Genomic DNA, 14,111 nt, shown 5'->3' on the forward strand with positions numbered 1-14,111 from the left:
ACTCTTTTCATCAATAGAAAACGGTATTTCCGTTTACATCGCTCCATGGGATGACATTCAGATTAACGCCCATTTTGCCTACGTCAACAATGATTACCTTGTCATCTTCTGGCTGAAGAGAGATGGGACTGCCATCGGAGTCGGAACCACTTGTAAAGATAGGATAGCCGTCTTTGTAGAGACTGAACGTGACGTGCTCGCCATCGGCTGTAGGCATAGCATTGATGATGTCGGTTGAGTATGTGCCATCACTGTCGAAACTGCCGTGAGGCTCATACTCAATACTGTCGCCCTTGATGCTGCCGTCAAAGGCAAGGGCGTCACGGAATCCTCTCAGTTTAACGGTGTATTTGCCATCTCCAAGCTGGGTCAGCAGATGCCTGATAACGATGTGTATACGCACGTTCTTGTTCATCATCGTTAGGGTGGCTGTAGTGGAGTCAGTCAGTGACTCTCCGGGGGTGTAGCTGAAATTGCCGTAGCACAGATAGTTCATGGGAGTAGTCTCTGAGATGCTGGCAGAAGAACGGGACTCTGAAGGATACTTCAGACTGGCACAGACACTACTGATGTCCTCTCCTACCGAAGGAGTGACAAGCGAAACGCTGTCTACCGTACCTGCCCCAACAGCGACAAGCTGCATTGGCTGGCTGTTGTCGAAGCAGATATAGTAGCGGCCATTAACCTCAGGAGTAACCTCCTGAACGAAACGGCCCGAGAGAAACATATAGGTATGCACCGTTCCCGCGACGGAATCAGGCAGAAGCTCTCCCGTCTTTGTCACAAGGCGCACGCCGACACTGTACTGCACACGACTGCTATCGTCGTCGTTTATGCAGCCGGTCAGTAGCATCAGCAGTGACAGTATCGGGATTATCATTAGTTGCCTTTTCTTCATCGCGTTACGTGAATTTCGTTGTTATTCTTTTTTCTTGCGTATTAATTGAATGTATTCGACTGAGTAGCATCAACGAACGAATTAACACTGATCGTAGCTGTAACGGTCTGTGGGTCCAAAGATGTTGTTGGACTGTCTGCTCCCTTACCCTTAATGATCACAGCTATTACATAGTTCTTGTTTGGATATACATGCTTTGCGGTACCATCCTTTCCACCACCAGAGAGATCGGCTGGGCTGCCGTCATCTGAGTTGTAGTTGATATTAACTGGATAGTAAACTGTACCTGTGTTTGTACCTTTGCCATCGGGATCAAAGGTACCTTTGATGACAAGCTGTGTAGGACTTGCAGAATTGTTTGGCATTGTATAAAAATACAACAGGTTGGTTCCCCAGCTATTCGTCGCCGTCGCATTGACATCACCCTTCAGTACCTTACCACTAAGGCTAGCAAGGTCAGTGCCTGTTCCCAGATAATCCTTTACTGAAGATTTACCAACCTCACCGTTGTAATAGCTACCATCAGCGTAAATATAAGTGTATGCATCTGCTGGATTGAATTCCAATTTTTCAGGGACGTTGTACATAAACACCTCTAAAGGAGTGAACGTGGCGTCCTTATAGGCTCCGTTTGGATCAAATGCCACTTTGAGAGATGTCAGAGTTACCTTTGCGACCATGTGAGATACAGGTACAGTTGCTTCGTAAGCAGTGGAGCTTCCACTTTTAAGAGCTATTGATCCTGTACCGAACATGGGAAGCTTTGCTGGGTCTACAGTTACTGAACCACTTACAGGGAGGGCATCATTAATTGCAAGAGTCTTTTTTTCGAAGTCTGATTCGGTAAGAGCGCCATTGAAGGTTCCTGCTGGGGCATTCACCGCTACAAGTATATCGTCGCCATCAGCAAGCTGACTGGTGGTGATCTCAGGAGCAGCAGCATTCGCGGCATCCTGTATCGTCTTGACGTTACCAGTTGTCTTATCGAAGATACCTATTGTGACGCTGTTGATTTTATCCTCAGGATTAGGAGTAATTGAAGCAGGATCTGTATAGGCTGCCGCACGAGTGTCGGCAGGTTTCAGATTTATCTTCAGGGTCTGAAGACCTTCCTGTTTCTCTGTGCCCAGGGGTTCATCACTTGAGCATGATGTAAATAAGCCCTGCATGGCAATGGTTGCCAATGCGAAGAAGGCTAGTATTGCTGGTTTTGTTCTCATAATTATAAATCAATTTAATTATTAATATTCTTTTTATTACTTATATTCCTTTTCATTATTTCATCTTCATCAGCTCGCTCAGGGCTTTGTCAGCCTGAGTAACCCCAGCAGCCTTTGCCATCTTCAGGTAAACCTCTGCCTTATCGCGGTTGCCCTCGCTAAGATAAAGAAGTCCCATGTTGCAGTAGGCTCTTGGATCAGTCTCCCAGCGCTTAAGATACTTATGCGCTAGAGTTACGTCGTTGCGTGTCAGAGCAACACCGGCAGCGTTGATGTTTGCCTCTGGATTATCAGGGAAGAGACGAGCGGTCAAGTCCACGATGTCGTTGTACTCGCGAGAACCCTTCTTGTAGAATGCCGCTGTAGCATAGAGTTCACCCAGCGTCATCGTTGCAGGGTTGGAACCGAGATGCTGCATGGCAGAGTTACTGTCGAAACCATCGTGACGGAAGGTCAGCGTATATTTGATGCGGTAGACCTTCGGGAAGATGAACTTCACCATATACTCATAGGGCATGCCGTGACCGATGTTCTGAATTTCACGCTCACGACCGTTGACTACATCAATGCTCTTGATGATGTCTACAACGGCTTCGCGGAGGTTCATGCCGCTACCTGCTACAAGCGAAGAGATACTGTCCCAGTCCTCTGCAAGCCAACTTACGTTAAGGTCGTTGCGATTAGTGAGCTTCTGCTTCATCAGGTACTTCTTCAGGGCAAGGGAACGCTCCATCGCCTCACTCTCATTACGGCGATAGTTGCCGATAGGAGCACCGAAACCGTTGATGCGAAGGCCTACAAGGCTTGTTCCGTAACGCTGCAGTTCACTTTTCACGTCAGTGGCGATGGTATTGAACACAGTGCGGTTGAATCTGCTTCCGCTGAGTTTGGCAAGAGACTTGTTACCGAAGATCGAAATCTCACCACTGCGGTGGAACTTGTCTATATCGGAGCCCTGTGGCTGAAGGAACTGTACATAGTCCATCAAATTATAGTAGTGCACATTGGGATCGGGATTATCGTTGCTCATGTCGTGAAGATAGATGTTCTTCAGCACAAGGTCCTCGTAGACGTGTCCGCGGTGACCTGTGCAGTTAAGCTCCTCGCTCTCAACATACATGCGGCAGTCCTGCATCCAGTCCTTATAAGGAACGGTTGTGTCATAGATAAAGTAGCGCTTGGCAGCATGGCTGTCCTTGACAACGATGGGCATGTTGCGGCGGACCTCGGAAAGGACCTCTGTGCGGTGGGCATCACGCTCACGCGCACGGCCATTGATGACCACTGAAGAAAGCACTGAGACGGCACTGTCTGTCTTCAGCACAGGAGTGAAGGTCAGCGACTCACAGCTTCCAACAACGCTACTGTCATAGCTTACCTTCATGCGCACACGGAGAAGGTCGCCTTGACGGGTGAAATTCTCGGAGTTGACGTAGATCTGTCCGCCGTAGACAGTCTGGGCGGATGCTGCGGATACCGTTCCGCTGAAGGCAAGAAGAAAGAATGCAGATTGTAATAATTTCATTTCTCTATAAATATTATTTCATTGTTATTATCTTATTATTATCACTTGATTATATATACCAGCGATACGGAAAGGGATACCGGACCGACATAGTCCCTACCCTTTGTATATTCAAGGTAGCCATAGGTTCCCTCACGGTAATGGCGGTAGCGCAGATGGAGATAGCCCGCAGAAAGGGATGTATCTATGCCCCAGTGAGGAGAGAGTATTCGATGGAAGCCGAAAGTGAGTCCTGCACCGTTGAAGTTGCCTTCGGCACGGTGGCTGGTAAGACGGAACACAGGTATGCGGTTTAGGTTGAAACCTCCATGAATGCCGAAGACTCCTATATAGGGACCATTGAAGGACTTACGGAACCAGTGACGAGCTTCGTACTGAACAGACCAGTTCTTCCATTTACGGTCGCTGCCGTAGGATATCGGGCAGTAGGTAGAAGAAACACTCAGGGTAAGGGTACTGTCAAGGCGGACCTCGGTACCCAGGGAAGGAATACATAATGCATCATAGAGCAGATTGGACTTCAGCGCTACATATTGCGCATGAAGGCGCAATGATGACAGGGATACCAATAAAAGCAAAAATGACTTTAATATAATATCACTCATCCTACGTTTCGTACTATGAAATTTTAATTTACTCATCCAATTTATCTATTCTATTATTACACGTTCCGTTACTTTGTAAGTAACAGAAAGGATTGGGGAATAATGTTGGATAAGAATAGACAAAAAGGGAACTAACCAGCGGATAAGTGCTACCGTTGGATAACAATATGTACATCGAATTATGTTTAAAATGTGTTTATATCAAACGCATTAAGATTACATATGTCCCGTTGGTTATGTTTTTTATTGGTTTTTATTATTTTTTAGTTAATAAATGCAAATTAGTATATAACTTAATAAATTAATAACTACATTTGCCCAACAATTAGTTGTATCTGTTACTTACAAAGTAACGGCTACATTTTTTTATTTACTTTCGATATTTATTGATATCTTTTTAAAAGGCTAATCATTGCTACTTATCTTACATTCAGACATTTGCAGACTTTGCTGTTTGCCTTTCCTATTTCTTCTGCATCAAAACCTTTGAGGTATATCTGTGTGGTTCTGATGTCGGAATGACCGAGGGCAGAACTGATTACCTCCACTGGTACATGATGATGGAGGGCATTTGTAGCCCACGAATGGCGGAAGGTGTAGGAAGAAATACTAATTTTTACGCCAAAGGCTTTTGCTAGGCGTTTAAGACCTGCATTGAAATTGCGAAGCAATGACTGGTAGCGCTTGTAGCCGCTCTCTGTGCTGAGGTCTAAATCTGATACGGGGAGAAGCTTGATGAGTTTGCAAACATTTCTGTTTACAGGAATATTCACACAGCTCCCTGTCTTTTGGCGGTTGTATTTCAACACACCGTCCACAACCGAATGAATGCCAAGATGCTGCAGGTCGACAAACGGCATTCCACAAAGTCGGTACATTGCTGCCGCCATTAACTGTACCCGTTTCAGAGCTAGGCTTTTCACCTCACCGGTAAGGATCTCCTTCAAATTAGATTCGTCGAGTGCCTTCTTGTGATTTCGGTCTATGCCCGTGAACACATCATGGAACAGGTTGAACACAAATCGGGCAAGACCTGCCATAATAGCCTTGTTGTAGATGGCACGGAGCATGCGCATATAGGTAGAAATGGTGTTGAAGGAATGGGAAGTACGGATAAGGTATTTCTCATAGAGTTTCAGGGCTTGGGTAGTGATGTCCCCGAAGCGGATGGTGTCACGTCCGAGATACTCACTGAAAGAGTGAGCGGCACAACCATAAAGGTGGGCAGTGGAAAAGCTCCCGCAGCTTTTTTGTTTGTTAATACATGTCTGTGTAAAAGAAGAGAATGTTACTTTCATAAAATAATAATGATTTAAAAAGTGAATTACAAATATACAAATCAAAAACTAATAAAAAGAAAGTACAATCTTATTTTAAATTTAATAACACACGAATCATTGTTATTTAAGTACGGATTATATTATGTCGGTCAAAATAATAGACAAAGGCGTTTCCTCGCTGATTTCCTTTTCTGTATATATTTGCAGTATCTGCTAAAGCAAATGCATATTCCCGCAGAGATTATATTGTTTCCATGAATATTCTTTCTTTGCATGTGAACGGCCTATTCTCCCGCAGATTACGCAGATTCACGCAGACAAAAGACAGATTCGACATAGTGGAGACAATGCAGTCCATGCTGTTTGCTGTTTGTCTGCGTAAATCTGCGGGAGAATCGGCCGTTTACATTGAAGCAATAAATCTACGGGAGTATATGTAGTTTATGTTGATGTGTTTAGTCTGCAGAAATCTGCGAGAGACCAGACAATTATAAAAACAATACAGGCACTTGCTAATGAAGCAAGTGCCTGTATTATTATATAGATATTCCTTTACGCTATTAAGCTCCGTGGAATAGATATTCTTTCTGAATATCCTGAGCTAATAACGTGAAGAGTTTTTCAGTCAATGCATCAGCAACGTCTAACGCATGCAAAAGAATGCTATCAGAGAACTGCTGTAACATGTCTTGTGCCTTCATAGGCTCGTCCTTGTACAACTTTAAATACTCTGCTTCCATTTCCTTCTGACGCTGATCATTCTCTGCCTCAAGCTTTGAATATACCTCGTGGATGACTGGAGCGTAAGCATTATAGTTTACCATTCCTAATGTCATCACCTTGCGGAACTTCCAATAGGCTGAATGACTATCAGAATTGCTGTTGCCAAGGCTATACTGACGTGGATATGACTTCACACCCTGATACAACGGCAAGAACACACCTAAATCTGCCATTCCTAAAGCTACATAAGAAAGACAACCTATAGCTTGTGGAAGTTCATTGCGTACCTGCAAGATGTGTGTCTGGGTGGTACGAAATATAGCAACAGGGCGATAAGGCTCCTTACCGTTATTATGCAAATAAGGATCATGCTCAGTACCATTATAATGGAATCGGAACGCTGTGCGCAAATCTGATAGGCTGATTGGCTTATCAGCCACAGCATAAACAGGGAAATCATTGCGTGTTACATCATTCTTTATTGAAGGTGAGAACATCTTCTGCAATCCCCATACACGTGGATAGTTATATGTTGTGTCTAACTTCTCATCACGTGAATAAGCTTCATGGAAATCAAACTTGCCTTTAGCTGGATCATACAATCCATTTTTCTCGGCAAACTCAATCAAATCGGATGATGCCATAAAGTTATCTTTGTCGTTAGGATCGTAATCACGATAACGACTTTGATTGCCGGTAACGAAATAACGGTCTGCCGGCATGCGGCAAGCAAGCCAACGATGACCGCAGGCATTCTCAAGATACCAAGTTTCCTTGTCGTCTATGAAGCCGATAGCGAAACCTTCTGCCGAACCGTATTCCTCTATCAGTTTAGAAAGACGTTCAACGCCTTCACGAGCTGTATGGATATAAGGCAAAACAATGTTGTATGTGCAGTTTTCAGCGAGTCCGTTTTCTACATAAGGATCGAAAGACAACGCACGGTCACTACTAAAGATGGTCTCTGTGCTGCTCATTCCAACACCAGCTGTGTTGTAGCCAGCACTTCCCCACTCTCCAGGGAACTGATAATCAGGCAAGGCTGTATAGCCCAAAGCCTTAGAAGGCAACGGACAGCGGAACTTGCTATCTTTAGCAATAAATTCAGAAGGTCCAAAAAGAGTGTCTTCATGGACTTCGAAATTGATTGCCATCATAGCATCAAAATCACTAGAACGCGCTAATATGCGTGATCCATCGGCTGTCATTCTGTTTCCTACTATGATAGTAGTACATTCAGAAGGCAATTTCTTGATTTCTTTCATATCATTATAATTTTAATACTCTATCTGGTTAGCAACCATTTTCTGGGTATCCCAAGGAGCAGGTGCACCACCAAGATATTTATGGAACCACTCAAGATGAGCATTGTAATATACAGGCATTGAATAAAGATTACTTGGCCAATGTCCGTCATTCTTAAATACGATTAAGCGAGAAGGAATGCCCAACGTCTGAAGAGTGTTGAAATATTGTAGACTCTGTGTGTATGGCACACGATAGTCTTTCTCTCCAGTGATAATCAATGTAGGTGTCTTGAAATTAGAAACATACTCTGATGGAGAGAACTTCTTATATTGATCTGAGTTCCAAGGCTGCCCCTTTAAATCAAAGTTAGGGAACCAAAGTTCCTCTGTTGCACCCCACATAGAACGCAGGTCATAAAGTCCCATCATTGAAGCAAGACACTTGAAAGGATGCTTGTTTGCCTGCAACCAGTTCATGAAGTAACCACCATAAGACCATCCCATGGCGCCCATACGGGTAGAGTCAACATATTCTAATTTAGCAAGAGCGTCTGTAACCTTCATAACGTCTACATAAGGAGCGCCACCGAAGTCTCCGCTTATGGCACGGCAGAAAGCCTGTCCACGACCTGTTGATCCATGAGGATTAGGATATGCAACAACATAGCCTGAACCTGGATATACCTGCCAGTCGCCACGGAAGCTATCCATCCACTGCATCTGTGGACCACCATGAACATTGACTATCAAAGGATATTTCTTTCCAGCTTCAAAACCATGAGGCTTCACGATAAACACTTCTACATCATCACCATTGGCACCCTTTACCCACATTGTTTCAGATGGACGGATGTCAACTTCCTGCTCTAATTCTTTATTAAGGAATGTAAGCTGACGCTCCTTAGTTCCATTAGCAACAGAAGTGTACAAAGAATTTGGCTTACCAGTTCTAGAATATGTATAATAGAAATTGCCCTTTGCATCGAAATCAAAGTCGCCAATAGCACGATTGCCTATTACCTTATTGATTTTATGGCTCTTCACATTGACTTTGAACAAAGGTTCATAGCCAGTTTCCTCACCCAAGAAAAAGATATTCTTGCTGTCAGGGCTCCATTTAAAATCATCAACCCAGTTATCAAAACTCTCTGTGAGAACAGTCTTTTCACCAGTCTGACGGTTAATCAAAGCAAGCAGGAATCTATCTGATTCATATCCAGGAATGCGCTGCATGCGATAAGCAATATATTTGCCATCAGGAGAATAGACTGGAGTTCCGTCCCATGCCTCATTCTCAGCGGTAAGGCATTTAACTTCACCACCCTTTACAGGAACAGTCCAAAGATTGCAGTTGGTATTTGCTTCCTGATGCTGAGTGCGATTGCTTACAAAGCAGATTTCCTTGCTATCAGGAGAGAAATTGAAGCCAACACCTCCACCTGGCATGAAAACAGGAGATACCCATTCACCAGGAGTAACATCAGTATAAGTCTTATCTTTCAAGTCATAAACAATGATGTGCTGATATTTACCATCGGCATATTCAGTCCAATGTCTGTAAAGCAACTTATCAGCAATATGAGCCTGAACAGGTCCGTTATCAAGTTTCTTCTGTAGTTCGACATTCTTCTTGCCGTCAGCTCCAGCCTCAGGGAACACATTAGCTGTGAAAGCTACATAACGATTATCAGGAGAAAGCACAGGAGCATTGATTCCGAGTTCATAATCTGTAAGTTTTTCGGCCTTACCAGTTGCGTCACTGCAATAAAGCTGAGGAGTCCCACTTATAGACGAAATAAAATAAACAAGCTTTCCGTCTTTGCTCCACATAGCATCACCACTCTTACCGTCTGTGGTAAGGTCTCGTGTTGAGAAATCCTTTAAATTCATCAATGCGATATTCTGATATGATTTGTGATTCTTCAAATCAGAACGGCTATGGACATAAGCAAGGGTGTTACCTTGAGGGGACACAGCCACTCCATACACACTCTGCACACGATAGAGGTCTGAGATCTTAAAAGCTCTTTTTTGTGCCTGTAGATTCATCAAAGACATCATTAAAAGTAAAACTAAACTGATTTTTTTCATTTGATTATTTTATTTATGTTCTCCAATATGCTTCTCCATCCAAATAATATCATACCAACGATCAAACTTCTTGCCGCACTTATGGAAATGTGCCGCAATAGTATAGCCCAATCGCTTATGAAATTTCAAGCTAGCATGTGTAAGATATTCATCTTCTTTAGATGTATAAGTAACACATGCATTCATATTTAATATACCCTGCTTGCGCAAAGCCTCGCATAAAGCATCGTGCAATATTCTACCAAGACCATTTCCACGATAACTTCTGTCTAAATATAACGAAGTTTCAACTGCCCACTGATAAGCAGCACGTTCCTTGAATGGTCCGGCATAAGCATAACCTATCAACTTACCATTTTCTTCAGCGACCAAATATGGATATCTACTCAAAGTTTTTATAATGCGATTACGAAATTCTTCGAGGGTTGGGACATCATATTCAAATGTTATTGCCGTATCTTTTACGTACGGGCCATAGATTTTCAATAATTCTTCAGCGTCATCAACTGTTGCCAAACGTATAGTCATTTTTTCTACCCAATTTAAATATTTAATACGCAAAATTACTTATTTCTGACGAAACTAAAGACGATAAAATTGAAAAAATGCAGAATTAATTCCTCAAAATAATATTTTTATGTAACTTTGGCACTCAAACAGAAAACAACATTATGGATATTTCAATCTACACACTTACATCACAGCTTCACGACGAAAAGGCTGTAGACGCAGCTACTGCTGAATTTTTAGGCAGCCTAAACATTAAGTTTGATTTCATTGGTAGTGACTTCACTAATTATGGTGATCACGCATTAAACCTTATATATGTGCGCACTGGTGGAACAGAAGGCATTTTTAAAAAGTTGCTTCCGCAAATACAAGCTCAATCAAAACAACCTATATATCTGCTGACATCAGGAAAGAGTAATTCTCTTGCTGCCTCAATGGAGATATTGTCTTATCTAAGACTTAATAATATACAAGGTGAGATTCTGCACGGCGAAACAGAATATATAGCTGAAAGAATAAATATTCTTGAGAAAGTGGGACTGGCAAGAAAACAACTCGACGGATGCAGACTAGGAGTAGTTGGAGAACCTTCAGACTGGCTTATATCAAGTAATGCTGATTACGAGACTGTGAAGGCAAAAACTGGGATTGAAATTATAAACATTCCTATTCAGGAATTACTCGACACGATAAAGTCTATCCCAACGCCTAATACAGAAGAACTGCTTGCGATGTCTCCTAATGAAAACATAAGTAAGGCTTTGCCAATGGCAGAACAGATATACTTGGCATTGAAAACTATCATAAAAAAATATGCTCTAAGCGGATTCACACTGCGCTGTTTTGACTTGCTTACAGCAGTGAAGAACACCGGTTGTCTGGCTCTAGCCAAATTCAATAGCGAAGGCATCATCGCTACATGCGAGGGAGACGTTCCGGCAATGCTGTCAATGGCAATAACAAATTCGCTTGCGTCTGTCTCTGGTTTTCAAGCAAACCCAGCACACATAAACCCAACAAGCGGAGAAATGCTTTTCGCACACTGCACAATACCTTTTAATATGATAGAGCGTTATGAATTTGACACTCACTTTGAATCAGGAATTGGTGTAGGTATCAGAGGATATATGAAAAATGGTCCTGTGACAATATTCAAGGTTTCAGGCAATCTTAACAGACACTTCGCTGAAGAGGGAGAACTAGTATGCAGTCAGGCGAAGCCAAACCTATGCCGTACACAACAAGTGATACAACTTGACAAGGCTGATAAGGCGAACTACTTCCTGACAAACCCAATAGGTAATCATCATATAATCGTTCCTGGCAAGATGAAAAGTCTATTTGATGAATTAATGAATACTTATGAGCAATAATAGCATTTTGTAACTTTATATGATAAAATAATATATAAACTAAAAGTATTTACACGTTTTTTTAGTAAATTTGCATCGTCATCAAACTAATTAATGACAAACAATTAATTAAACAAAGGAAAGATATACTACTGATGAAGAAAGATCTGAAACTTTCAACCCTCTGCGTTAAGGCAGGATGGGAACCTAAAAACGGAGAACCAATCGCGGTCCCAGTGTACCAAAGTACAACATTTAAATATGACAACTCTGAAGAAATGGCTATGCTCTTTGACTTAAAGAAAGACGGCTATTTCTATAGTAGACTACAAAACCCAACTAATGACGCAGTAGCAAAAAAGATTGCTGCATTGGAAGGCGGAGTTGGAGCCGTGCTCACATCAAGCGGACAAGCAGCTAACTTCTATGCACTGTTTAATATCTGTGAAGCTGGCGACCATGTTGTAGCTTCAAATGAGATATACGGCGGTACGTTCAACCTGTTTGGAGTGACTCTAAAGAAATTGGGTATAGAATGTACATTCGTCAATCCTGAAGACAGCGAAGAGAACATCATGAAGGCTTTCCGTCCAAACACCAAAGCGATGTTTGGAGAAACTATATCAAACCCTGGATGCAACGTACTAGACATTGAAAAATTCGCAAAGATAGCTCACAGCAACGGTGTGCCATTGATTGTAGACAATACATTTGCGACACCTATAAATTGCCGACCTTTTGAATGGGGATGCGACATTGTAACTCATTCCACAACAAAATACATGGATGGTCATGCTGCAACAATAGGCGGAGTGGTTGTAGACAGCGGTAACTTTGACTGGGATGCAAACGCAAAGAAGTTCCCTGGACTATGCACGCCTGACGAGTCATATCACGGACTTACATATACAAAGACTTTCGGCAACATGGCATACACCACAAAACTTGTGGCACAAATCATGCGTGACCTTGGAAGTATTCAGTCACCACATAATGCTTTCCTTATAAATCTAGGATTGGAGAGTCTGCATCTACGCATGGCTCAACATTGCAAGAATGCACAGCGCATAGCTGAATTCCTGTCTAATGATTCAAGAGTTGCATGGGTGCATTACTGCGGACTTGAAAATGACCGCAACCATGAACTAGCAAAGAAATATCTGCCAAACGGTTCATGTGGTGTAATAGCTTTCGGACTGAAAGGCGACAGAGAGACTGCAATCAAATGGATGGACTCACTGGAATTGATTAACATCGTCACACACGTTGCCGACTGTCGCAGTTGCGTGCTTCATCCAGCAAGTCACACACACCGCCAGCTATCAGATGAGCAGTTGCGTGAAGCAGGTATAGCTCCAGACCTTATCCGACTTTCTGTTGGAATAGAAGACAGCGACGATATACTTGATGACATCAAACAGGCATTGGATAAAATCTAACGACAATGTTAGGGGACATCAAACATGTGAATGAAAAAAATGAATAATTTCCTATTAGATATGAAAATATTTAATATTTAATTGTTACCTTTGCAGCGTTAAATCAAACATAATAACAAATATATGGACGATTATCACGCGGAAACATTTAATTTATAGGCGTGAGGATTTAGTTGAAGCTAATCCCCATACCTAGGATTCAATTTTACGGAGATTAGCTGCAATGAGAACATATTGGAACATTAGCGAGAATTTGAGCGCCCTCAAAGAGTGGCAGCCCAATTGTTGGATACAGGTTACATGCCCAACAGACGAAGATCAGGAATATCTTGAAGATACTTTCAAAATACCAGATTACTTTCTATCAGACATTAGCGATACCGACGAGCGTGCACGTTATGAATATGATGACGGATGGATGCTTATCATCCTTCGTATACCATACGTAAAAGAAGTTCGTTCACGTACGCCTTACACTACTGTACCACTTGGTATAATACATAAGCGCGATGTCACAATAACAGTTTGCTATTACGAAACGAATATGATGATAGACTTCGTGAGCTATCAGCAGAAAAGACGCGAGGGATTCACAGACTACGTGGATCTGATATTCCGCCTATTCCTTTCTAGTGCTGTTTGGTATCTGAAACGACTTAAACAGATAAACACACTGATTGAAAAAGCAAAGCATAATCTTGATCAGGGAGTGAACAACGAAAGTCTAATTGGACTAAGCCGTCTACAAGACTCACTTACATATTTCATCACATCAATACGTGGCAACGAAAATCTTCTGCAAAAACTGAAGTTTAAACTTCAAGTGGACGAATTGGATGCTGACCTTATTGAGGACGTAAGTATTGAGATGACACAGGCTCGCGAAACAACAAACATATATTCAGATATTCTGGAATCAACGATGGAGACGTATTCAAGTATTATTAATAATAACATGAATACGGTGATGCGTACGCTTACCTCTGTGAGTATTATTATGATGTTCCCTACCCTTATAGCAAGTATATTTGGTATGAATTTGCTTAACGGAATGGAAACAAATAAGTTTGGATTCATCATAGCAATCGTTATCTCTGTATTGGTATCAGGTATGTCATGGTGGATTTTGCGTTACAAACGCCTACTATAACAACTGAAAAGTAAAAAAAATCAATTTAAATTAGGATTTTACATTTTTTTTATTTAAGTTTGCAAGCTAAT

At 42.1% G+C, this 14,111-nt stretch carries 11 protein-coding genes; 3 read left to right on the top strand and 8 right to left on the bottom strand.

Annotated elements, in window-relative coordinates; all coding sequences use genetic code 11:
* Positions 1-10 precede the first annotated feature (10 nt).
* The 8 genes from prwr041_RS01830 to prwr041_RS01865 all read right to left on the bottom strand — a co-directional run bounded on the left by prwr041_RS01830 (position 11) and on the right by prwr041_RS01865 (position 10,117).
* The gene (locus tag prwr041_RS01830; protein ID WP_207154627.1) at positions 11-727 is read right to left on the bottom strand and encodes a FimB/Mfa2 family fimbrial subunit; all 717 of its coding nucleotides are present in this window, start codon (positions 725-727) and stop codon (positions 11-13) included.
* A gap of 212 nt (positions 728-939) precedes the next feature.
* Entirely contained in the window at positions 940-2,118 is a 1,179-nt protein-coding gene (locus prwr041_RS01835) for a hypothetical protein (protein WP_207154628.1), read from the bottom strand.
* A 55-nt stretch (positions 2,119-2,173) separates the two neighbouring features.
* Complete coding sequence (locus prwr041_RS01840; protein ID WP_207154629.1) at positions 2,174-3,643, bottom strand: tetratricopeptide repeat protein; 1,470 nt, start codon at positions 3,641-3,643, stop codon at positions 2,174-2,176.
* A gap of 41 nt (positions 3,644-3,684) precedes the next feature.
* Positions 3,685-4,284, bottom strand: a complete 600-nt coding sequence (locus tag prwr041_RS01845; protein WP_207154630.1) for a DUF3575 domain-containing protein — start codon at positions 4,282-4,284, stop codon at positions 3,685-3,687.
* 383 nt (positions 4,285-4,667) lie between these two features.
* On the bottom strand, positions 4,668-5,546 hold the full coding sequence (locus prwr041_RS01850) for a tyrosine-type recombinase/integrase (RefSeq protein ID WP_207154631.1): 879 nt from the start codon (positions 5,544-5,546) through the stop codon (positions 4,668-4,670).
* Between the two features lie 542 nt (positions 5,547-6,088).
* Positions 6,089-7,516 (bottom strand): C69 family dipeptidase, encoded by a 1,428-nt coding sequence (locus prwr041_RS01855; protein WP_207154632.1) that lies wholly within the window; start codon positions 7,514-7,516, stop codon positions 6,089-6,091.
* Positions 7,517-7,528: 12 nt separating this feature from the next.
* Complete coding sequence (locus prwr041_RS01860) at positions 7,529-9,589, bottom strand: S9 family peptidase (RefSeq protein WP_237072282.1); 2,061 nt, start codon at positions 9,587-9,589, stop codon at positions 7,529-7,531.
* Between the two features lie 9 nt (positions 9,590-9,598).
* Positions 9,599-10,117 carry a GNAT family N-acetyltransferase gene (locus tag prwr041_RS01865; protein WP_207154633.1) on the bottom strand — a complete coding sequence of 173 codons (519 nt, stop codon included), beginning with the start codon at positions 10,115-10,117 and terminating at the stop codon, positions 9,599-9,601.
* Between the two features lie 143 nt (positions 10,118-10,260).
* Between prwr041_RS01865 and prwr041_RS01870 the strand changes: the two genes are divergently transcribed.
* From prwr041_RS01870 to prwr041_RS01880, 3 genes are all read left to right on the top strand, one after another.
* Positions 10,261-11,472, top strand: a complete 1,212-nt coding sequence (locus prwr041_RS01870; RefSeq protein WP_207154634.1) for a hypothetical protein — start codon at positions 10,261-10,263, stop codon at positions 11,470-11,472.
* Positions 11,473-11,606: 134 nt separating this feature from the next.
* Positions 11,607-12,890, top strand: coding sequence for an O-acetylhomoserine aminocarboxypropyltransferase/cysteine synthase family protein (locus prwr041_RS01875; protein WP_207154635.1), 1,284 nt, complete (start codon positions 11,607-11,609; stop codon positions 12,888-12,890).
* Between the two features lie 223 nt (positions 12,891-13,113).
* Positions 13,114-14,040 carry a magnesium transporter CorA family protein gene (locus prwr041_RS01880; RefSeq protein WP_207154636.1) on the top strand — a complete coding sequence of 309 codons (927 nt, stop codon included), beginning with the start codon at positions 13,114-13,116 and terminating at the stop codon, positions 14,038-14,040.
* Positions 14,041-14,111: the final 71 nt, after the last annotated feature.

Source organism: Prevotella herbatica (assembly GCF_017347605.1).
Classification (GTDB): Bacteria; Bacteroidota; Bacteroidia; order Bacteroidales; family Bacteroidaceae; genus Prevotella; species Prevotella herbatica.